The following is a 20,644-nucleotide window of genomic DNA, read 5'->3' on the forward strand; positions in this document are numbered from 1 at the left end:
ACGTAGTCTCAAGATTGAGAGACTGATTCAGGCGACGGATTTAAAACGCTGAAACGTCAGATAATTTTCGCTGGGGAAAAGCGTCATCTGTTAACGTTTTCGCCTTGTCTTTATCAGGGATAGAAGTGTGCGGCACCCTCGTTCTATTTCCGATCATTGAAAACCTGCATGTTGCAATCCGTCCAACTCTCTGATTCCAAGGAGGTAATTCGGATCGATGCTGATTCTTTAATGGAACTGGCATGTTGGGCGCGGCGGTTAACGAAAGTAAACGATTCATTAACCTTAATGGCGTTTAACTGATCTCAAGGATCATGTGCCAGAATCACCGTTCGTCAAATTCGGTTGGTTCCGGTGCGGATCGTAGCGGAGATTTGGTGTCAGAGGTATCGATGGGCGGCAAGCACGTAGCTGTTCTTTTGGGTGGGTTTTCGTCGGAGCGGCCGGTCAGCCTCTCGTCCGGGAACGCTTGCGCGCTCGCCCTTGAGGGCGAGGGGTACAAGGTCACCCGGGTCGATGTGGGGCGCGATATCGCCGCCGTACTCGGCGAGCTGCGCCCGGATGTCGCCTTCAATGCGCTGCATGGCCCCTTCGGTGAAGACGGCACCATTCAAGGCATTCTCGAATATCTCGCCATTCCCTATACCCATTCCGGCGTGCTCGCTTCTGCACTTGCCATGGACAAGGCGCAGGCCAAGAAAGTGGCTGCGGCTGCTGGCATTCCGGTGGCTGACGAACGCGTCATGAACCGGTTTGAATTCACCAGCGAACATCCGCTTGCGCCGCCCTACGTCGTGAAGCCGGTGCGCGAAGGCTCGAGCTTCGGTGTGGTGATCGTCAAGGAAGACCAGTCGCATCCGCCGCAAATCCTTACCTCGTCCGAATGGCGTTACGGCGATCACGTCATGGTCGAGCGTTACATCCATGGTCGCGAACTGACCTGCGGCGTGCTCGACGGCGAGGCGCTAGGAGTGACGGAAGTGGTGCCGCTGGGTCACAATTTCTATGATTATGACGCTAAATACGCAGCCGGTGGCTCAAAGCATGTCATTCCGGCAGAAATTTCACCAAAAATTTACCAAAAAATTCAAACACTGGCGGTTATGGCGCATCGGGCGATCGGGTGCCGTGGCGTAAGCCGTTCAGACTTTCGTTACGACGACCGCTTCTCAGAAGATGGCGAAGTTATCTGGCTTGAAGTGAATACGCAGCCGGGCATGACGCCGACCTCCCTGGTGCCGGAAATGGCGGCCCATGCTGGCCGCTCCTTTGGTAACCTTGTCAGCTGGATGGTGGAGGACGCTTCGTGTTTGCGGTGACCGGCAAAAAGTCGACGGCAAAAAAGCGCGAGCAATTCGTGGCGACGGCAAATGCCGACGATCGCAGGGTGCTGCCGCGTCCGCTGCGTCGTTTCGTGCGTTTCGGTGTCAGCCTTGCGACCGGACGCATCCACATTCCCGCCCATACCGGCACGATTTCGGCTGTTGCCTTTTACGCGGTGATCGGGCTTTACGGCATGTCGCTTGGCGGACATACGAATATCGTCACCCAGACCACGACCTCGGCCGCCGGTTTTGCGGTTGAGGACGTCAAGGTATCCGGCAATTTGCAGACATCGGAAATCGAAGTCTTCCAGCTTCTCGGCCTTGACGGCAGCACCTCCCTGATTGCGCTTGATATCGATGCGGCACGCCGCAAGCTCGTCCAGCTTCCCTGGGTCGAAGATGTTGATATCCGCAAGGTCTACCCGAAGACGGTTGAGGTTCGCCTGAAGGAGCGTGAAGCTTTCGGCATCTGGCAGCATGGCACGGAACTGTCGCTGATCGAAAAAAGCGGCAGCGTGATCGCGCCGCTGCGTGACAATAAATTTGCCGCCCTGCCGCTGTTCGTCGGACGCGACGCGGAAACGGGTGCTGCCGGTTTCGTAGCGCAACTGGCCGATTGGCCGGAAATTCGCAATCGCGTTCGCGCCTATGTTCGCATTGCCGGCCGCCGCTGGGATCTGCATCTCGACAACGGCATCGTCGTCAAGCTGCCGGAAGAGAACCTGCCGCAGGCACTGCAATTGCTGGCACGGCTCGATCTCGAGGAAAAGGTTCTGTCGCGTGATGTCGCTGCCGTCGATCTGCGTCTGACGGACCGCACCACGATCCAGTTGACCGAAGGTGCAGCAGAGCGCCGCCAGACGGCGGTAGATGCACGCACGAAGGCACTCAAGAAAGCGGAGAAGAACACATGAGCTTTTTTGGTTCTTCCCATTTCGGTCTGCCTCGCCTGAAGCCGCTGTCTTCCAAGCGCAGCCACATCGTCTCGGTGCTCGACATCGGCTCGACTAAGGTCGTTTGCATGATCGGACGGCTGACGCCGCGCCAGGAAAGCGAAATCCTGCCGGGTCGCACCCACAAAGTGGAAATCATCGGCATTGGTCACCAGCGCTCGCGCGGTGTGAAATCCGGCGTGATCGCCGATCTTGACGCGCTCGAAGGCGTGATCCGTCTTTCGGTGGATGCGGCCGAGCGCATGGCAGGCCTGACCGTCGACAGCCTGATCGTCAATGTCTCCGCCGGCCGGCTGGCAAGCGACATCTATACCGCGAGCATCGATCTCGGCGGACAGGAAGTGGAAGCAAGCGACCTGCGCAAGGTTCTGGTGGCGGCGAGCCAGCAGTCCATGCGTCAGGACCGGGCGATCCTGCATTCGCTGCCAACAGGCTATTCGCTGGATGGCGAGCGCGGCATTCGTGATCCGCTGTCGATGTATGGCGATCTTCTCGGTGTCGACATGCATGTGGTGACTGTCGAACGCACGGCGCTGAAGAACCTCGAGCTTTGCGTCAATCGTGCGCATCTTTCGGTCGAGGGCATGGTGGCGACGCCCTATGCCAGCGGTCTTGCGGCACTGGTCGATGACGAGGTCGAGCTTGGCTGTGCCGCCATCGACATGGGCGGCGGCACCACGACGATCTCGGTTTTCGCCGAAGGCCGTCTCATTCATACCGACGCGATCGGCCTTGGCGGTCATCACGTTACGACAGATCTTGCACGAGGCCTCTCGACACGAATCGAAGATGCGGAGAGACTGAAGGTGGTGCATGGTTCGGCTTTGCTGAATGGCGCGGATGAGCGCGACATGATTTCGATCCCGCCGATTGGCGAAGATGATCGCGATCAACCATCGCAAGTTTCAAGGGCACTTGTTACCCGCATCGTGCGGGCGCGTATCGAAGAGACGCTGGAATTGATCCGTGATCGTATCCAGAAGTCCGGCTTCAGCCCCATCGTCGGCAAACGTGTTGTCCTGACGGGCGGCGCGAGCCAGCTGACGGGGCTGCCGGAAACGGCACGGCGCATTCTTGCCCGCAACGTTCGTATCGGCCGCCCCATGGGGGTTGCGGGTCTTCCGGTTGCGGCAAAGGGACCGGCATTTTCAACCGCATGCGGACTGATGATCTATCCGCAGGTGGCGGACATCGAAATTCATGCGGCGCAAGGCGGAATGTTCTCGCCGTTTGGTACGGGTAGCGGCCGGATAGCCCGGGTAGGGCAATGGCTGAAAGAGAGTTTCTGAGTAGCCTCGTGGCGTGAGCCTGAGGTTTCCAAGTTGAGTTTTCAAGAATCGGCCAGCGGGGCGATGCGGCCAGAGAAAGAAGGAATGGTAAAATGACGATACAGCTGCAAAAGCCTGATATCACCGAGCTGAAGCCACGCATCACTGTTTTCGGTGTGGGCGGCGGTGGCGGTAACGCTGTCAACAACATGATCACGGCTGGCCTCCAGGGTGTCGATTTCGTCGTCGCCAACACGGATGCACAGGCTCTGACCATGACGAAGGCAGACCGGGTCATCCAGCTCGGCGTCAACGTCACCGAGGGTCTCGGTGCCGGTTCCCAGCCAGAAGTCGGACGCGCCGCCGCTGAAGAATGCATCGATGAGATCATCGATCACCTGAACGGCACCCACATGTGCTTCGTCACTGCCGGCATGGGTGGTGGTACCGGCACGGGTGCTGCACCTGTCGTTGCACAGGCTGCCCGCAACAAGGGTATCCTGACGGTCGGCGTCGTTACCAAGCCTTTCCATTTCGAAGGCGGTCGCCGCATGCGTCTTGCCGAACAGGGCATCGAGGAACTGCAGAAGTCCGTCGATACGCTGATCGTCATTCCGAACCAGAACCTCTTCCGCATTGCCAACGACAAGACGACCTTTGCCGATGCCTTCGCCATGGCTGACCAGGTTCTCTATTCCGGCGTTGCCTGCATTACCGATCTGATGGTGAAGGAAGGTCTCATCAACCTCGACTTCGCCGACGTTCGCTCGGTCATGCGTGAAATGGGCCGCGCAATGATGGGTACTGGCGAAGCTTCCGGTCCGGGCCGTGCGATGCAGGCTGCGGAAGCGGCAATCGCCAACCCGCTGCTCGACGAAACCTCGATGAAGGGCGCACAGGGCCTCCTGATCTCCATCACCGGCGGTCGCGATCTTACCCTGTTCGAAGTCGACGAAGCGGCTACCCGTATTCGCGAAGAAGTCGATCCGGATGCCAACATCATCCTCGGCGCAACCTTCGACGAGGCACTTGAAGGTCTCATCCGCGTCTCCGTCGTCGCGACCGGCATCGACCGCGTTGCAGGCGTTGGCGAACAGAACATTGCCGATATGCGCGCCGCAGCCGCCAAGCCGCTTATCCGTCCTTCCGCGGCCGTTGCTCCCGCTCCGGCCGCAGTTCAGCCTGCACAAGCAGTATCGCAGGCACCAAAGACCGTAGACCAGATCGCCCAGACCATCCGTTCGGCGGAAGCCGAAATGGAACGTGAACTTGGTTTCGCAGCACACCAGCAGCCCTCTCAGGATTTCCGTCCGCAGAGCAAGCTGTTTGCATCCGCTCCGGCTGAAGCACCGGCAGCTCTCCGTCCGGCACAGCCGGTTCAGCAGGCTGCTCCGGCACCTGTTGCCCCGGCACCGGTCTATCACGCGCCGGAACAGGTTGCCGCTCCGCGTCTGCAGCAGCCGCAGGCTCCGGTCTATCAGGAGCAGGCTCCTGTTGCCCGCCAGCCCGAGCCTGTCCGCATGCCGAAGGTCGAGGACTTTCCGCCGGTCGTGAAGGCCGAGATGGATCACCGTGCCCACGCAGCTCCTGCAGCCCAGGAAGAGCGTGGCCCGATGGGTCTTCTGAAGCGCATCACCAACTCGCTTGGCCGACGCGAAGAGGAAGAAGTTCCTTCCGAAATGATGGATGCGCCGAGCATGGCGCCGCAGCAGCGCCGCGCACTTTCGCCGGAAGCCAGCCTCTACGCTCCGCGTCGTGGCCAGCTTGACGATCACGGTCGTGCGACGCCTTCTTCGGCAAGCCACCATGACGACGACCAGCTGGAAATTCCGGCGTTCCTGCGTCGCCAGTCCAACTAACAGCGATTCCGTTCGCCTCTCCAAACGCCCGGGTCACACGACCCGGGCGTTTTGTTTTATTGTGCGTTATTAACAGTAAATTAATTCATCTTTTCAATGGCTTGTGCGTGTAACAATCCGAAACGAACAGTGATTTGTCCTGGCACTTTCATGTGCGTATGTATGAGGCTGGGTAAGGGAAAACATTGACCTCGCCGGTTGTTGAAACCGGCTTGAAAAACTTGAACGGCGCTGAATATACGGCGCGGTTTTCAAAACAAGGCATATACGCATGACTATCGGACTGCTCGGATTTCAGACGACTATCGCAAATGCTGTTCAGCTCAAGGGCATTGGCGTGCATTCCGGCAATCCGGCTTCGATGACGTTCCAGCCCGCAGAAGCAGGAACGGGCATCGTGTTTCAGCGCCTTCATGAAAATGGCAGCGTAACCGAGTTGAAGGCGGTGTCTTCCAATGTCGGCAATACCGATCTGTGCACCGTGCTCGGCCGCTCGCTATCCCAGTCAGTGGCAACGGTCGAGCACGTCATGGCCGCCATCTACGCCATGGGCCTCGATAACCTCGTCGTTGAGGTCGACGGTCCGGAAGTGCCGATCATGGACGGCAGCTCTGCGCCATTTATCGATGCGATCGAATCGGCTGGCATCAAGAACCTTGGTGTGAAGCGCCGCTATATCCGCGTCATCAAGCCGGTGCGCATCGATTCGGGTGCGTCCTGGGCGGAGTTCCGCCCTTACGACGGCACGCGGTTCGAGGTCGATATCGATTTCGACACGCCACTGATCGGCAAGCAGTCCTGGAAGGGCGACCTGACGGCGGATACGTTCAAGAACGAGCTTTCGCGCGCCCGCACCTTCGGCTTCATGCGTGACGTGGAGCGCCTGTGGGCTGCCGGTTACGCACTCGGCTCCTCGCTTGAAAACTCTGTTGTCATTTCCGACGACAACAGCGTCATCAACATGGAAGGCCTGCGTTATGCCAAGGACGAATTCGTTCGCCATAAGACGCTGGACGCCGTGGGCGACCTGGCACTTGCCGGTGCGCAGTTCATCGGTTGCTATCGCTCCTATCGCGGCGGCCACAAGGTCAATGCCAACGCGCTGAAGGCTTTGCTGAGCGACCGCTCGGCCTATGAGATCGTGGAGGCTCCTGCCGCCAGCAACCAGGTACGTGCCCGCGAATTCGTTCCGGTCAACATGCCGGAATTTGCACCCTGGTCCGCTTGAGTTTGTTTGCAGGCTATTGATTGACAGGAAAAGCCGCTCCGTTTCGGGGCGGCTTTTTCACGATGAGGGGCGGGATGTTTTGTCATGCCGCCTGATATTCATGCGATTGCATGGGCCGATGCCATAAAAATGCGTTAATGCATCATCATTGCGTTGCCCTGCAGATGCTTTTATGGCTAGAAACGCCAGTGCAAAGCCGATGCTTATGTATTTGCGCGGGAAGTGGGAACTGTCGAATGAAGCATGTAGGGTCTGGTGCAATGAAGGGTACGATGCGGGGGATCGCCGTTTCGTTGATGTTGGTCGGTGCGAGTGTTGCCGTCACGGCCTGCCAGTCTGATCCGGATATCGACATTACCAAGCTCGGCGTCGAGACCGATCCGCCAGACGTTCTGTACAAGCAGGGGCTTGCAAACATGAACGCCGGCAACATGACGGAGGCCTCGCGCAAGTTCGAGGCGATCGACAAGCAATATCCCTTCACCGAATGGGGCCAGAAGGCGCTTGTGATGCAGACCTTCATCGCAACGCGCACCAACAAGAACGACGTGGCCATCGCGTCCGGCAGCCGCTTCCTGCGCCAATATCCGCGCTCCAAGGATGCCGCCTACGTTCAGTACATGATCGGTCTTGCCTATTCGAAGCAGATTTCCGACGTGACGCAGGACCAGCGCGCCGCGCAGCGCACGGTCGAGGCGATGAGCAAGGTGGTCAACGACTACCCTGATTCGGAATATGTCGCTGACGCGCAGGCCAAGATCCGTTTCGCCCGCGACCAGCTCGCCGGCCGCGAAATGCAGGTCGGCCGTTATTACCTTGAGCGCAAGGAATATCTCGCCGCCGTTTCGCGTTTCCGTATCGTCGTCGAGCAATACCAGAACACCAACCAGATCGAGGAAGCGCTGGCCCGTTTGACGGAATCCTATTATGCCATGGGTCTTTCCGACGAGGCGCAGACTGCTGCCGCCGTTCTCGGCAACAACTATCCCGACAGCCAATGGTATGCGGATTCCTACAAGCTGCTGAAGGGCGGTGGGTTGGAGCCGCGTGAAAACAAGGGGTCCTGGATTTCGCGCGCCGGCAAGAAGCTTATCGGCGCCTGAGACAGGGCATAGGCCATGCTGGTCCAGCTCTCGATTCGTGACATCGTTCTGATTGAAAGGCTCGACCTCGGCTTTGAGGCGGGCCTTTCCGTGTTGACGGGTGAGACGGGCGCGGGCAAATCCATTCTGCTTGACAGCCTGTCGCTGGCCCTCGGGGGCCGCGGCGATGGCGGTCTGGTGCGCCACGGGGAAGAGAAGGGGCAGGTTACTGCCACTTTCGAAGTTCCGAACAGCCACCCCACACGGCATCTCCTGCGCGAAAACGGCCTGGATGACGATGGCGACCTGATTTTCCGCCGCGTGCAATCCGCAGACGGACGCACCAAGGCCTATATCAACGATCAGGCCATCAGCGTGCAGATGATGCGTCAGCTGGGGCAGCTATTGGTCGAAATTCACGGCCAGCACGACGACCGCGCTCTTGTCGATACCGATGCCCACCGCACGCTGCTGGATGCTTTTGCCGGGCTGAGCGACGATGCCCGTGCCGTTCAGGGTTTCTACCGCACATGGAAAGACGCCGAGCGGGCGTTGAAAACCCATCGTGCCAAGGTTGAGGCTGCTGCCCGAGAGGCGGACTATCTGCGTTCCTCCGTCGAGGAGCTTGAGGTGCTCTCGCCGCGCGACGGCGAGGAGGAGGAGCTTGCCGAACGTCGGGCGGTGATGCAGAAATCCGAACGTATTGCCGGTGATATCGCCGAAGCGAGCGAGTTCCTGAACGGCAACGCCTCGCCAGTGCCCATGATCGCATCCATGATGCGGCGCCTGGAACGCAAGAGCCACGAGGCGCCGGGATTGCTGGAAGACACCGTGCAATTGCTGGATGCCGCGCTCGACAGCCTTTCCAACGCGCAGATGGAAGTGGAGGCCGCACTTCGCCGCACCGAGTTCGATCCACGCGAGCTGGAGCGGGTGGAGGAACGGCTGTTTGCGCTACGCGCCGCCGGACGCAAATATAATGTCGCGGTGCCTGATCTACCGGCGCTCGCGGAAAAAATGGTCGCGGATCTCGCCGACCTCGATGCGGGCGAAGAAAAGCTCGGCAAACTTGAAGCCAACCTCGGCGTTGTGAAAGCCGATTTCGACCACGCGGCCAAATCGCTTTCCGAAAAACGCCACAATGCGGCGAATGCGCTTTCCGAAGCTGTCATGGCGGAGCTTCCGGCGCTCAAGCTGGAGCGGGCACGTTTTACCGTCGAAGTCAGCTCCGACCCGGAGCAAGCGACGGCTGACGGTATCGACATCGTGGAATTCCACGTTCAGACCAATCCTGGAACGCGGCCCGGCCCGATCATGAAAGTCGCTTCTGGCGGCGAATTGTCCCGTTTCCTGCTGGCGCTTAAAGTCGCGCTGGCTGATCGTGGTTCGGCACCGACACTGGTGTTCGACGAAATCGACACGGGCGTTGGCGGCGCTGTGGCAGATGCCATTGGCCAGAGGCTGCGTCGTCTGTCGAAAACCGTGCAGGTTCTGTCCGTCACCCACGCGCCCCAGGTGGCCGCGCGGGCGGCCACACATCTTCTCATTTCCAAAGGCCCCTCCGGCGACGGCACCGAGCGCATCGCCACGCGTGTCGCTACCATGGAGCCGAAACATCGCACCGAAGAAATCGCCCGCATGCTTGCCGGTGCCTCGGTGACAGATGAGGCGAGGGCTGCCGCCGCCCGCCTGCTTGCCGCCAAGGATTAACGGCTGACGGCCACCGCCACGCCGGAGCCGATCATGACGCCGCCCGCCGCCCGGTTCACCCTGCGGACAATTCTTGGCTCACGCAGCAGCTTTCTTGCCCGCACAGCCAGAACCACATGAGCGCCGATCACAACCGCCTCTACCACGACGATGACGGATGTCAGCGCCAGAAGGTGATCGACCGTCAGCGAGGCGCCGACAACGTTCGGTAACAACGCCACGTAAAAGAGCGGCATTTTCGGATTTCCGAGATTGAGCGCGGTTCCGGTGGCGAATATCGAAAGAAGGCTACGGTGGCCATTCACGGGTTGCAGATCGGGAACCACAGGTTCCGCTGTCCAGAGTTTGAAGCCCATCCAGATGAGATAGGCCGCGCCGCCATAGCGCAGCACCGCCATCACCGTTCCCATTTCGGCTGCGAGGATCGACAGGCCGAAGGCTGCAAGCGTGAGGAATATCAATATTCCTGCCACGGTTCCGGCCCCATAGGCGAGGCCGGAGGCGGCACCATGGGTGATGGTGCGGGCGACGATCGTCATATTGTCCGGGCCGGGGCTGGCCGCGAACACGAAGAAGGCTGCTGCAAAGGCGATGAGGGTGGTGAGTTCCATGGGGGCTCCGGCTTCCGTTTCATCCGGATGCTCAGAATAGCGGATTCCCGCCTGTTGAAAAGCGAGGATGGTTTTGCGTTTGCCAATAATTCGCTAAAAGCATTGCAGATTCATCCGTGAGGCTTCTTCCATGTCGAAAGACCAGATTCCCGTCGAAAACCTGACCGAGCTTGAGGCCTCTTCCGAGCTGGCATTTCTGGCAGCCGAGCTTTCCCGCCACGATGCGCTTTATCATGGCAAGGACGCGCCGGAAATTTCGGACGCGGACTACGATGCGCTGAAGCGGCGCAACGATGCCATAGAGGCGGCTTTCCCGGCGCTGGTGCGGGCAGACAGCCCTTCGAAGAAAGTCGGCTTCACGCCGCTTCCCACCTTCGCGCCCATCGTGCATGCGCGGCCGATGCTGTCACTCGACAATACGTTTTCTGAAGGTGATCTGCGCGATTTCGTCAGTTCGGTTTACCGCTTCCTCGGGCACCTGCCGGATGATTCGATTGCCTTTACCGCCGAGCCGAAGATCGACGGACTTTCCATGTCCATCCGCTACGAGAGCGGCAGGCTGAAGACGGCGGCAACACGTGGCGACGGCACGACGGGCGAGAACGTCACCGCCAATATCAAGACCATCAAGGAAATTCCGAACGAGCTGCCTGCCGATGTACCCGATGTGGTGGAGGTGCGCGGCGAGGTCTATATGGCCAAGAGCGACTTCATGGCGCTCAATGCCCAGATGGAGGCCGATGGCAAGCAGACCTATGTGAACCCGCGCAACACGGCCTCCGGTTCGCTGCGCCAGCTTGACGCCAATGTGACGGCGAAACGCAAGCTGCGGTTCTTTGCCTATGCGCTTGGCGAGGTCTCCAATGGCGGCCAGCCGACGCGGATTGCCGACACGCAATATGGTATCGTCGAGAAATTCCGGGAATGGGGTTTCCCGGTCAATCCGCTGATGAAGCGATTCACCTCTGCCGAACAATTGCTTGAACATTATAATGAAATCGGCGTCGCGCGACCCGATCTCGATTACGATATCGACGGCGTGGTCTACAAGGTCGACCGGCTTGACCTTCAGGAACGGCTGGGTTTCCGTTCGCGCAGTCCGCGCTGGGCCACCGCACACAAGTTCCCGGCCGAACAGGCCTTCACCACGGTCGAGAACATTGAAATCCAGGTAGGGCGCACCGGCGCGCTGACACCGGTTGCGCGTCTCACCCCGATTACCGTCGGCGGCGTCGTCGTCACCAATGCGACGCTACACAATGCCGATTACATCGAGGGTATCGGCAATAGCGGCGAGCGCATTCGGCCCGAGGATCATGATATCCGCATTGGCGATACTGTCATCGTGCAGCGTGCAGGCGATGTCATTCCGCAGGTGCTGGATGTTCTTCTGGAGAAGCGACCGGCTGAGGCGGTGAAATATGCGTTTCCGGAGAAATGTCCTGTGTGCGGCAGCCATGCGGTGCGGGAGCGCAATGAAAAGACCGGCAAGCTCGATTCGGTCACGCGCTGCACCGGCGGTTTCGTCTGCCGGGCGCAGGCGGTCGAGCATCTGAAACATTTCGTCTCACGCAATGCTTTCGATATCGAGGGGTTGGGTACCAAGCAGATCGATTTCTTCTTCGAAAGCGAGGATCCGGCCCTCTCCATCAAGACCGCGCCTGATATTTTCACGCTGAAGGCGCGTCAGGAGGCATCGCATCTTACCAAGCTCGAAAACATAGATGGCTTCGGCAAAATCAGCGTCAAGAAACTGTTCGATGCCATCGATGCCCGCCGCGAGATCGATCTGCATCGGCTTATCTTCGCTCTCGGCATTCGTCATGTCGGTGAAACCACGGCGAAGCTTCTGGCGCGTTCCTATGGCACCTATGAGCATTTCGAGGAAGCCATGAAGGCGGCAGCCGACCCGGCGAGCGATGCCTGGGCCGAACTCAACAGTATCGATGGCATCGGCGAGGTCGTGGCGCGCGCCATCATCGAATTCTACAAGGAACCGCGCAATCTCGATGTCATCGACCGGCTGATACGGGAGCTGCGGCCAAAGGAGGCCGAGAAGCCCTCGACCGAAGGCAGCCCGGTGGCGGGCAAGACGGTGGTCTTTACCGGGTCTCTGGAAAAATTCACGCGCGACGAGGCCAAGGCCCGTGCGGAAAGTCTGGGCGCCAAGGTGGCCGGTTCCGTATCGAAGAAGACGGATATTCTGGTGGCCGGGCCGGGGGCAGGTTCCAAGCTTGCCAAGGCGGCGGAGCTGGGCGTTCAGACCATGGACGAGGACGAGTGGCTGGCGCTGATCGGTGGCTGAAGCACCGTCATCGCCTCGCTGTTTTGCGCCGCTATGGGTCTTATCCTGAAACGGGGAACGGGACATGGATGACCGCATCGTCATCTCTAGGCAGCAGGTTCGAGCGCTGATCGCAAGCCAGTTTCCGCAATGGGCGGGGCTTGATGTCAGGCCGGTGGAACTGAGCGGCTGGGATAATCGCAGCTTCCGCCTTGGTGATGATATGCTCGTTCGCCTGCCGAGCGCTGGCCGCTATGTGGCACAGGTGGAGAAGGAGCATCGCTTGCTGCCGAAGCTTGCGCCTCTTTTGCCTCTTCAGATCCCAAAGCCATTGGCGATTGGTGAGCCGGGACAAGATTATCCGTTTCCATGGTCCGTTTATGGCTGGCTTGAAGGCGAGCCTCTCGCCCGGCATCTTGGGCATATAGATCTCGCAACAATAGCCGTCGACGTAGCAGCGTTTTTGAAATCCCTACAGGGCATCGATGCGACGGATGGTCCGCTTGCGGGCGAGCACAATTTCCACCGCGGTGGGTCGCTTGCGGTCTATGACGGCGAGGCGAGGGCGGCGACGTTGCGCCTTGCCGATGAGGTCGATCAGAGGCTGGCCATGGAAATATGGCAGCTTGCTCTTTCGAGCAGCTGGCAGGGCCAGGGCGTTTGGGTGCATGGCGATATTGCCGAAGGCAATCTGCTGGTGAGAGATGGCCGCCTCTCAGCCGTCATAGACTTCGGCAGTTCCGGCGTCGGAGACCCATCTTCCGATCTCATTCTGGCATGGAACGTGCTCGACGCCGAAAGCCGGAACGTCTTTCACCTGGCGATGAATCTCGACAATGCCACATGGCAGCGCGGGCGCGGCTGGGCGCTGTGGAAGGCGTTGATCACGCTTAAGGCTCAACGTGGACGTGATGAGAAACTGGCCGAATGGTCACGTCGGACCATTCGGGAAGTGATGGCCGATCATTTGTCCGCCTGAAACATCAGCGCAGACGCGCCATGACGTAGGCGTCGACATATTTGCCGTCGCGATAGGCGTCGTTGCGCAAGGTGCCCTCGCGTTCGAAACCGAGTTTCTCATAGAGCCGGAGGGCGGCGAGATTGTCGGTGAAGACATTCAGTTCGATGCGGCGGATATCATGCCAGTTATCGGCCGCGTCGATGAGCGCCGTCAGAAGCCTTGAACCGACGCCCTTTCCGGCAAAATCGTCGTGAACGGACATCGCAAGATCGGCGACATGGTACTGTCTGCCCGCTCTGCGGTATAATCCGGCGTTACCAACGAGTTTTCCGTGCCACTCCGCGACGATGACGATGTCGGTAGGGGCTCGGTTTTCTATCGATTTCCTCGTCTTTTCAATCGTCTGGAAAGGCTGCCGAAGGGTGCCGTGCCGGACGCCGGGAAGGTTGAGCATTTCCGTCAAGGCTTCGACGTCTTCAAGCCGGGTGGCGCGCAGGACAACGTCCTTCAGATCAAATGGCTTGTTTGTAATATCCGCTGGTTTCATGTTCATGCCTGTCTCCTTGTGGCGCGTTCGGAGCAGGCGTGACACCCCTGCTCTTATCGGCAGGGGTGGATGTTGATCGCTCAGTGCGCGGACATGCCTTTCCCTGCCGGTTGACCGGTCATCGTCATATGGCGGGTGGTCGTCGTTTTGATAGCGATCATGATGGCGAGAATGCTTTTACGAACTGTCACTGTCAAGCGGGTGCCTTGCGCAGGAAATCTCTTAGTTTTGCCGGCAGCCTGCCGTCAATCGCGGCAAGGCCGGCGGCAATCATCGCCATTCCAGCGAAGTGCTTGATTTCCAGCTGTTCTCCGAGAATGAGCGAACCGAGAAGGATGGCGCTGACGGGAATGAGGAAGGTGACGAGCGCGAGATTGGTGGCGCCGGCAGTTGCAAGGATGCGAAAGAAGATGAGGTAGGCCAGGGCCGTGGACAAGAGCGCGATACCGATGAGTGCGCCCCAGGTGCCGAGGCTCGGCATCGCAAGCGTCCAAGGCTTGTCAATGAGGAGCGCGGCGGGGATCAGCATCAGTGTCGACGACGATATCTGGCCAGTGGCGGTCATCAGTGGCGGCACGCCCATGGCCTTGAAGCGGCGGCCGAATATGCCCGCGAAAGAATAGGAGATAGCTGCGCCGAGAATGGCAATCTGACCCCAGAGGCCGGAGATCGCACCGCCAAAGGCTGCCGGGCCGATCATCGTCGCCACGCCGGCAAAACCGATGAGAACACCCGCCAGCTTGTTGCCGGTCATCTTCTCGTCGGCTGTGAGGAAATGGGCGACGATGACGGTAAAGAGCGGCGTCGTCGCATTGAGGATCGAGGCCAACCCGCTGGCAATATGGGTCTGGCCCCAGACGATCAGGCAGAAGGGAATGATGTTGTTGAGCAGGCCCATGCCGAAAAAGGCGCGCCATACGGCCCATTGCCGTGGCAGATGAAGGCCCATGATGCGGCAGACGATCAGCAGTGCCGTGGCAGCGAGGCTGACACGTAGCGTGACGATGGTGACCGGCGGCAGTTCCTTGACGGCAATACCGATGAAAAAGAACGATCCGCCCCACAGCAGCGAGAGCGCCACAAGCATCCCCCATTCGCTGGCATCCATCTGTTTTTGTATTGCCACCTTCGTCTCTCCCACCGCTGGAAAATTGAAATAGTCACAGAGAACGCCACGTTCAGCCACCCGATATCGGTTGAGTTTAGCTCAATCAGTCGTCTGGCAATCTTGGTTACGTCCGTGCCCGTTGCATCTATTTACTCCTCATATTATGCTGTTTTCAAACGATAGTTTCTCGTCGGATAATTGAGCTCAGCTAAACCATGGTTGCAGAACTCCCTTCCTTGAAAGGATTGCAGGCCTTTGAGGCTGCGGCGCGCTACCGCAGTGTCACGCTTGCCTCCAACGAGTTGAACGTCACCCCCGGCGCGGTCAGCCTGCAAATCCGGGAGCTGGAAGCCCGCCTTGGCGTGCAGCTGTTTGTCCGCAAGCCGCGCAGCATCCAGCTGACGAGGGAAGGGGAGCGTATTACGGTTCCCTTCGCACCGCATTCCGGATGATGCGCGAGGCGACGGCGGAACTGACGGCGCGATCAGAGATTACGGTCTTAACGTTAAGTTGCACGCCAACTTTTGCGGTGCAATGGCTGATGCCGAGATTGCCCGGCTTTCAGCAACAACATCCGCAAGTCGATGTTCGTATCAGCGTGACGAACCGGCTGGTGGATTTCTCAAGGGACGATGTCGATCTGGCCGTGCGTCACGGTTTTGGTCGCTATGAAGGGCTGGAAAGCATCCGATTCATAGACGACAGCACCTTGCCGGTCTGCTCGCCACAACTTTTTGAAAAATATGGCCCGCTTCGGGTGGCCGGTGATCTGAAATGCGTGCCGCTTCTACACGATGAAAACCGCAACGAGTGGCGGCGCTGGCTGGAAACGGCGGGCGCTACAGAGGTCGATGCTTCCGGGGGCACCGTATTCATCGACAGCAACGGCGCGCTGGATGCGGCCAAGGCCGGGCATGGTGTTGCGCTGACGCGACGCTCGCTTGTTTCCCGCGAACTTGCCGAGGGAGCGCTGATAGCTCCCTTCGGCACGGACATTGCCAGCACGCTTGCCTATTTCCTGGTTTATCCGCGGCGCATGCTTGATAATCCCGATCTTGTGAGGCTGCTTGACTGGATGCTTGCGGAAGCGGGGTCTACCGAAGCCGGTTCTCTTTGACGCCAATCCGGTCTATGCCGGAATGAAACAACGGGAATCACTCTTGAAAACCATCGCCATCGATTTCGAGACCGCCAATGAGGAACGGGGTAGCGCCTGCTCCATCGGGCTTGCGTGGATAGAAGACGGTGAGATCGTTCGCGTCGAGGAACGGCTCATCCGGCCGAAGGACATGCGGTTCTCGCCCTTCAATATTGCCGTGCACGGTATTCGCCCTGCCGATGTAGAGGATGCGCCGGAATTCCCTGATGTGATGGAGGAATTCATCGACGATTTCCACGGCGCCACGATGATTGCCCACAATGCCGCCTTCGATTTCAGCGTCATGCGGGCTTCCTTCGATAAATACCGGCAGTCCTATCCTGATCTTTCCTATCTGTGCAGCGTCAAGATTGCTCGTCATGTCTGGCCGCAGCTGGCGTCGCACAAGCTGAATGTGATTGCCCATCACCTTCAGTTGCGTTTCGTGCACCATAACGCCGCCGAAGATGCTGTCGTCTGCGCTGCGGCATCGATTGCGGCGGCCAGGGCGTTGCGCGTTGACCATATCCGCGACCTGCCGGAAAAGATCGGCATGGTTGCCGGCCGTCTCACTTCCACGGGCTATCAGCCGTGCAGCATGAAAAAACGTGTTGTCTCGCGGGTTGCGTAACCGTTCCCGGCACTTATGTTTGAAGTAGCATAACGGAGAACATGCGATGACGATGAAAACGCTCTCGGGTTTATTTGCAGGCTTTCTGGTGTTGTTTCCGGTGACGGTTGCGCATTCGGAGGTCGTCGGTAAGGTCGGTGTCGATTGGATCGGCAACGATATCGTCATCGAGGCTATTGCCGATCCCAAGATCAAGGGCGTGACCTGCCATGTCACTTATTTCGATCGTGGCGTTATCGACCGGCTGAAGAATGGCAATTGGTTTGAGGACCCTTCCAACAACGCCATTTCGTGCAGCCAGACGGGTCCGGTCGAAATCGGTGATATCGATCTGTCGAAGGGCGGCGAAGAGGTGTTCCGGCAGGGCATGTCGCTGGTGTGGAAGAAGCTGGTCGTCAGTCGCGTTTACGACAAGGCGAATGACACGCTGATCTATCTGGTCCATGCGCGCGAGCTGAAGGATGGCTCGGCCAAGATGGCGATTTCGACGGTGCCTCTCTATAACCAACAGGTGACGTGGGAAAAGGGCAAGCCTTGAGGCTTTGCCCTTGGTACTGCTGACACCATAATTCACCCGCGACGTCATCCTCGGGCCGTCCCGAGGATTCAATCACGTATCGTAAAATCGACAGGTTGTAGATGCTCGGGACAGGCCCGAGCATGACGGAGGAGAGGTTTCCGACCCTGCCGTGCCCCTCAGGGCAAGCTGTGGAACCTGCGCGTTATATTATCAAAACCCCACCGGCTCTATTAAGCCGCTTCGCGCGCCAGCTCGTCGGCAATCACGGTGTCGAGGTTGAGGAAGCACACCATGCTCTTTTCCAGCGCCACGATGCCGCGGCAGAAGTTGCGCTGTTCTTCGGGAATGATGTCGGGCGCGGGCTGCAGGTCTTCGGAGCGGATGGTCATCATGTCGGAGACCTGTTCCACCAGAAGTCCGACCAGCTTGCCGCCGATATCGGTGACGATGATGGCGGAGCGCTCGGAGGGTTCGGTCATTTTCATGCCGAGGCGGCCTGCCATGTCGATGACGGGGATGACGGCGCCGCGCAGGTTGATGAGGCCGAGAACATAAGGTGGCGTGTGCGGCATCGGGGTAACCGGCGCCCAGCCGCGGATTTCGCGGATCGCCATGATGTCAATGCAGAATTCCTGACCGCCGAGATGGAAGGAAACGATTTCGAGATATGCGCCGGATTGCTTGATGGCGTTGGACATGACGGCAGGTTTCCTCTGGCGGCTCTTAGGCAGGCCCATGCATGATTGAGCTTTATGCGGTGGCCGGAGTGGACCGGGAGACATCATGTCGGAACTTAAAAACCGCTATGGCCATATTGCACAGCAAGATTTTAAACTTTCCCTAACAATTGGCGGTGCCGCGCTCGCAAAACCCAGTATTTTGGCGGTTTTCCTGCTGGTGCAAACAGGTTATAACAGACGCATGAATACACTCGTTGCCAATCCGCTGAAGTTTATTCTTGCAAGCCTTGCGGTAGCGGCCTCGCTTGCCGTCGTGCTTCTTGCCTTCGATGGCTGGGTGCGACACGGCACGGATATTTTCCTCTCCGCCGTGCAAAGCGGCATCGCCTGGTGTCTGTAATCTGCCGTCCCGTCCCGGCTTTGTGACAAATCAGCGCGGTTTAGGCAAATACGCCCAGTTGATTTGCCGTCGCCACCGCTGTTCGTTATCAGACGATGGAGGCCCACGTCATGCGGCCGGCCTTCGGGGGTAGGATTAGGACAATGAGAAATATTCGCATCGTATTGTGGGCCGTGGTGGTCGTTCTTGTCGGTGTCGTCAGCTGGTTGACGCTCGAAATGACGAAGACCCGTGAGGAAATGGTGGAAACGGCCTATGGCGTGCCGTTCGAACTCACGGCGCAGAACGGTCAGCCGATCACCGAAAAGGCGTTTCAGGGCAAGCCCACGGCGCTCTTTTTCGGTTTCACCCATTGCCCGGAAGTCTGCCCAACGACGTTGTTCGAGCTGAACGGCTGGATGGAGAAGGTTGACCCAGCCGGCGACAAGCTGCAGGCCTATTTCGTATCCGTAGACCCCGAGCGCGATACGCCTGAACTCATGCAGCAATATGTCTCCAACGTCTCGAAGCGGATCACCGGCATCACCGGTCCGGCCGACAAGATTGCCGAAACGCTGAAAGGCTATCGCATCTATGCCAAGAAGGTGCCGGTCGATGACAAGGATCCGAATGGTGACTACACCATGGATCACACGGCTTCCGTCATCCTGCTTGACGCCAATGGTCGTTTTTCCGGCACCATCGCCTATGGCGAGAACCCGGATGTTGCCGAGCAGAAGCTCCAGAATCTGCTGAAGGGCTGAACGAGACGGCATAATTGTGCCTGGCTTATTGGACTGGCGGAGGTTTTGTGGCAAAGGCAAGCCTTAAGAACCTTAGCTAGAGAAAGCAGCCTGCCGTGAGCGAAATCCGACTTTACGTCACCACAACCGAAATCAAGGCCGGTGAAATCCTCGATCTCATGTCGGACTATTTCGGCGAGGAGGATGTCGCGATCGCCACCACCGAGGTGGATGAGAAACGCGACATCTGGGAAGCTTCGGTTTACCTGATGGCCGAGCAGGAAGACGAATTCCGCGAGCGCATCGACACCTTGCTGGCTCCCGCCTTTCCCGGCCTCGCCATCGAAAAGGAGATCGTTCCCGACATCGACTGGATCGCCAAATCGCTCGAGGGGCTAAAACCGGTACGGGCAGGGCGCTTCATCGTTCACGGCGCGCATGATCGCGATAAGATCAAGCCCAACGATCTGGCCATCGAGATCGAGGCCGGTCAGGCTTTCGGCACCGGCCATCATGGCACGACAGCGGGCTGCCTTGAGATGATCGAGGATGTTCTGCGGGCGCGGACCGTGCGCAATGCGCTCGATCTCGGCACCGGCAGCGGTGTATTGGCAATCGCCGTGCGCAAGATGCGCCATATTCCGGTACTCGCAACGGACATTGATCCTATCGCGGTGCGCGTGGCCAGAGAGAATGTGCGGCTGAACGGCATCGTCTCCGGGCTGGCGCTTGAAACCGCTCCGGGTTTCCACTCCGACGCTTTCCGCAAATACGGCCCGTTCGATCTCATCATCGCCAATATTCTGGCGCGGCCGCTCATCAAGATGGCGCCGCAGCTTGTCACGCATCTGGCGCCCGGCGGCACCGTCATCCTGTCGGGAATTCTCGCATCGCAGCGCTGGAAGGTGCTTGCGGCCTATAATGGCGCGCGGCTCTCCCAAGTCCGCACCATCTGGCGCAATGGCTGGGTCACGCTGCATCTGCGCAAGGACTGACGCTGTAGCAGCATCCGTTACCGGACAAAGAAAAGGCGGCGCTTTCGCGCCGCCTGAAAACCCGCGAGCATATTGGAGGAGAATCGCTCAAGCGGGTCGACGTATTCCTGTTCCTGCGCGGTGGAGGGAGGATCGCCGCGCCCGAAGTGATCAGAATACGTAGCTGGACTTTGCGGTGCGGCGAAGTTCGGCGCGGTTCATGCCGAGCGCTTCGAGCGACTTGTCGTCGAGGTTGAGCAGGGCTGCGTTGACATGACGGCTGACCTGACGCTCGCGTGCTTCAATGACGCGATCGAAAGCGGTGCGGAGGAAAGATTTTGCCATTGCTTCAAATCCTTGTTTGCCAGGAGAGTGTGTCTCTCGCTGTGTTGGCTTGAAGATAAGCGATGTGTTTTTGTTTGGTTAGGGGTCTTGCTTCAAGGTAGATATGCGTTTTTCGCATGTCTGCGGCTTTTCAATATTACTTATTTAAGGGAAATTGCTCAATTTAGCGGCGTCTTTTCTCGGCCTTTGGGGTAAATGGCAGCGCGCGCGCCTGTCGTAATGGTTGATGGCACATATGGCTTGAAACCGGGTTTGTCGGCATGGCATTGTCGTTGCGCGCCAATGATTTGACGGCGTT

General features: G+C 58.8%; 19 protein-coding genes and 1 pseudogene. 15 read left to right on the top strand and 5 right to left on the bottom strand.

What is annotated here, in order from left to right:
- Nucleotides 1-392 precede the first annotated feature (392 nt).
- The 7 genes from GH784_RS12680 to recN all read left to right on the top strand — a co-directional run bounded on the left by GH784_RS12680 (nt 393) and on the right by recN (nt 9,425).
- Nucleotides 393-1,319, top strand: coding sequence for a D-alanine--D-alanine ligase (locus tag GH784_RS12680; protein WP_003513211.1), 927 nt, complete (start codon nt 393-395; stop codon nt 1,317-1,319).
- Nucleotides 1,307-2,239 (top strand): cell division protein FtsQ/DivIB, encoded by a 933-nt coding sequence (locus GH784_RS12685; protein ID WP_003513210.1) that lies wholly within the window; start codon nt 1,307-1,309, stop codon nt 2,237-2,239. Before GH784_RS12680 ends, GH784_RS12685 begins: the two co-directional genes overlap by 13 nt.
- Entirely contained in the window at nt 2,236-3,567 is a 1,332-nt protein-coding gene (gene ftsA / locus GH784_RS12690) for a cell division protein FtsA (protein ID WP_003513208.1), read from the top strand. The genes GH784_RS12685 and ftsA overlap by 4 nt, the downstream gene beginning before the upstream one ends.
- A gap of 92 nt (nt 3,568-3,659) precedes the next feature.
- On the top strand, nt 3,660-5,405 hold the full coding sequence (ftsZ, locus tag GH784_RS12695) for a cell division protein FtsZ (protein ID WP_065659193.1): 1,746 nt from the start codon (nt 3,660-3,662) through the stop codon (nt 5,403-5,405).
- Between the two features lie 271 nt (nt 5,406-5,676).
- Nucleotides 5,677-6,633, top strand: coding sequence for a UDP-3-O-acyl-N-acetylglucosamine deacetylase (gene lpxC / locus GH784_RS12700; protein ID WP_065702353.1), 957 nt, complete (start codon nt 5,677-5,679; stop codon nt 6,631-6,633).
- Between the two features lie 236 nt (nt 6,634-6,869).
- Complete coding sequence (locus GH784_RS12705) at nt 6,870-7,736, top strand: outer membrane protein assembly factor BamD (RefSeq protein ID WP_003513201.1); 867 nt, start codon at nt 6,870-6,872, stop codon at nt 7,734-7,736.
- A 15-nt stretch (nt 7,737-7,751) separates the two neighbouring features.
- A complete protein-coding gene (gene recN / locus GH784_RS12710) occupies nt 7,752-9,425 on the top strand; it encodes a DNA repair protein RecN (protein WP_003513199.1) in 1,674 nt (557 codons plus the stop codon).
- Here the strand turns inward: recN and GH784_RS12715 are convergent.
- Nucleotides 9,422-10,036, bottom strand: a complete 615-nt coding sequence (locus tag GH784_RS12715; RefSeq protein WP_065702354.1) for a LysE family translocator — start codon at nt 10,034-10,036, stop codon at nt 9,422-9,424. The genes recN and GH784_RS12715 overlap by 4 nt on opposite strands.
- Before the next feature lie 130 nt (nt 10,037-10,166).
- On the opposite strand from GH784_RS12715, the gene ligA reads away from it, so the two are divergent.
- Nucleotides 10,167-12,341 carry an NAD-dependent DNA ligase LigA gene (gene ligA / locus GH784_RS12720; protein WP_065702355.1) on the top strand — a complete coding sequence of 725 codons (2,175 nt, stop codon included), beginning with the start codon at nt 10,167-10,169 and terminating at the stop codon, nt 12,339-12,341.
- A 64-nt stretch (nt 12,342-12,405) separates the two neighbouring features.
- The gene (locus GH784_RS12725) at nt 12,406-13,299 is read left to right on the top strand and encodes an aminoglycoside phosphotransferase family protein (protein ID WP_065702356.1); all 894 of its coding nucleotides are present in this window, start codon (nt 12,406-12,408) and stop codon (nt 13,297-13,299) included.
- Nucleotides 13,300-13,303: 4 nt separating this feature from the next.
- Here GH784_RS12725 and GH784_RS12730 read toward each other — a convergent pair whose 3' ends face one another.
- Both GH784_RS12730 and GH784_RS12735 read right to left on the bottom strand, forming a co-directional pair.
- Nucleotides 13,304-13,834 (bottom strand): GNAT family N-acetyltransferase, encoded by a 531-nt coding sequence (locus tag GH784_RS12730; RefSeq protein ID WP_013636501.1) that lies wholly within the window; start codon nt 13,832-13,834, stop codon nt 13,304-13,306.
- A gap of 187 nt (nt 13,835-14,021) precedes the next feature.
- Nucleotides 14,022-14,954: a DMT family transporter gene (locus GH784_RS12735; protein WP_025594031.1), complete on the bottom strand. Its 933-nt coding sequence runs from the start codon at nt 14,952-14,954 to the stop codon at nt 14,022-14,024.
- A gap of 197 nt (nt 14,955-15,151) precedes the next feature.
- On the opposite strand from GH784_RS12735, the pseudogene gcvA reads away from it, so the two are divergent.
- The 3 genes and pseudogenes from gcvA to GH784_RS12750 all read left to right on the top strand — a co-directional run bounded on the left by gcvA (nt 15,152) and on the right by GH784_RS12750 (nt 17,243).
- A pseudogene (gene gcvA, locus GH784_RS12740) lies at nt 15,152-16,053 on the top strand (transcriptional regulator GcvA).
- A gap of 43 nt (nt 16,054-16,096) precedes the next feature.
- Entirely contained in the window at nt 16,097-16,705 is a 609-nt protein-coding gene (locus tag GH784_RS12745) for a 3'-5' exonuclease (protein WP_013636498.1), read from the top strand.
- A 46-nt stretch (nt 16,706-16,751) separates the two neighbouring features.
- A complete protein-coding gene (locus GH784_RS12750; RefSeq protein WP_003513184.1) occupies nt 16,752-17,243 on the top strand; it encodes a CreA family protein in 492 nt (163 codons plus the stop codon).
- Between the two features lie 212 nt (nt 17,244-17,455).
- Here the strand turns inward: GH784_RS12750 and GH784_RS12755 are convergent, their stop codons facing one another.
- Complete coding sequence (locus GH784_RS12755; RefSeq protein WP_003513183.1) at nt 17,456-17,923, bottom strand: chemotaxis protein CheW; 468 nt, start codon at nt 17,921-17,923, stop codon at nt 17,456-17,458.
- Between the two features lie 85 nt (nt 17,924-18,008).
- Here GH784_RS12755 and GH784_RS12760 point away from each other — a divergent pair, with 85 nt between their 5' ends.
- The 3 genes from GH784_RS12760 to GH784_RS12770 all read left to right on the top strand — a co-directional run bounded on the left by GH784_RS12760 (nt 18,009) and on the right by GH784_RS12770 (nt 20,022).
- Nucleotides 18,009-18,305: a hypothetical protein gene (locus tag GH784_RS12760; RefSeq protein WP_065702357.1), complete on the top strand. Its 297-nt coding sequence runs from the start codon at nt 18,009-18,011 to the stop codon at nt 18,303-18,305.
- Between the two features lie 143 nt (nt 18,306-18,448).
- Nucleotides 18,449-19,048 (top strand): cytochrome oxidase assembly protein Sco, encoded by a 600-nt coding sequence (gene sco, locus GH784_RS12765; protein ID WP_003513179.1) that lies wholly within the window; start codon nt 18,449-18,451, stop codon nt 19,046-19,048.
- A 95-nt stretch (nt 19,049-19,143) separates the two neighbouring features.
- Nucleotides 19,144-20,022 carry a 50S ribosomal protein L11 methyltransferase gene (locus tag GH784_RS12770; protein ID WP_065702358.1) on the top strand — a complete coding sequence of 293 codons (879 nt, stop codon included), beginning with the start codon at nt 19,144-19,146 and terminating at the stop codon, nt 20,020-20,022.
- Between the two features lie 150 nt (nt 20,023-20,172).
- Here the strand turns inward: GH784_RS12770 and GH784_RS27145 are convergent, their stop codons facing one another.
- Nucleotides 20,173-20,346 (bottom strand): hypothetical protein, encoded by a 174-nt coding sequence (locus GH784_RS27145; protein ID WP_003513176.1) that lies wholly within the window; start codon nt 20,344-20,346, stop codon nt 20,173-20,175.
- Nucleotides 20,347-20,644: the final 298 nt, after the last annotated feature.

This window comes from Agrobacterium tumefaciens (genome assembly GCF_009649785.1).
GTDB classification, from domain to species: Bacteria; Pseudomonadota; Alphaproteobacteria; order Rhizobiales; family Rhizobiaceae; genus Agrobacterium; species Agrobacterium tumefaciens.

What these genes read in the sequence shown, in the direction of transcription:
- recN (WP_003513199.1), top strand. Translation starts at nt 7,752, where the DNA reads ATGCTGGTCCAGCTCTCGATTCGTGACATCGTTCTGATTGAAAGGCTC.
- GH784_RS12725 (WP_065702356.1), top strand. Translation starts at nt 12,406, where the DNA reads ATGGATGACCGCATCGTCATCTCTAGGCAGCAGGTTCGAGCGCTGATC.
- ftsZ (WP_065659193.1), top strand. Translation starts at nt 3,660, where the DNA reads ATGACGATACAGCTGCAAAAGCCTGATATCACCGAGCTGAAGCCACGC.
- GH784_RS12730 (WP_013636501.1), bottom strand. Translation starts at nt 13,834, where the DNA reads ATGAACATGAAACCAGCGGATATTACAAACAAGCCATTTGATCTGAAG.
- GH784_RS12715 (WP_065702354.1), bottom strand. Translation starts at nt 10,036, where the DNA reads ATGGAACTCACCACCCTCATCGCCTTTGCAGCAGCCTTCTTCGTGTTC.
- GH784_RS12760 (WP_065702357.1), top strand. Translation starts at nt 18,009, where the DNA reads ATGTCGGAACTTAAAAACCGCTATGGCCATATTGCACAGCAAGATTTT.
- ftsA (WP_003513208.1), top strand. Translation starts at nt 2,236, where the DNA reads ATGAGCTTTTTTGGTTCTTCCCATTTCGGTCTGCCTCGCCTGAAGCCG.
- GH784_RS12680 (WP_003513211.1), top strand. Translation starts at nt 393, where the DNA reads ATGGGCGGCAAGCACGTAGCTGTTCTTTTGGGTGGGTTTTCGTCGGAG.
- GH784_RS12750 (WP_003513184.1), top strand. Translation starts at nt 16,752, where the DNA reads ATGACGATGAAAACGCTCTCGGGTTTATTTGCAGGCTTTCTGGTGTTG.
- GH784_RS12705 (WP_003513201.1), top strand. Translation starts at nt 6,870, where the DNA reads ATGAAGCATGTAGGGTCTGGTGCAATGAAGGGTACGATGCGGGGGATC.
- sco (WP_003513179.1), top strand. Translation starts at nt 18,449, where the DNA reads ATGAGAAATATTCGCATCGTATTGTGGGCCGTGGTGGTCGTTCTTGTC.
- GH784_RS12755 (WP_003513183.1), bottom strand. Translation starts at nt 17,923, where the DNA reads ATGTCCAACGCCATCAAGCAATCCGGCGCATATCTCGAAATCGTTTCC.
- lpxC (WP_065702353.1), top strand. Translation starts at nt 5,677, where the DNA reads ATGACTATCGGACTGCTCGGATTTCAGACGACTATCGCAAATGCTGTT.
- GH784_RS27145 (WP_003513176.1), bottom strand. Translation starts at nt 20,346, where the DNA reads ATGGCAAAATCTTTCCTCCGCACCGCTTTCGATCGCGTCATTGAAGCA.
- ligA (WP_065702355.1), top strand. Translation starts at nt 10,167, where the DNA reads ATGTCGAAAGACCAGATTCCCGTCGAAAACCTGACCGAGCTTGAGGCC.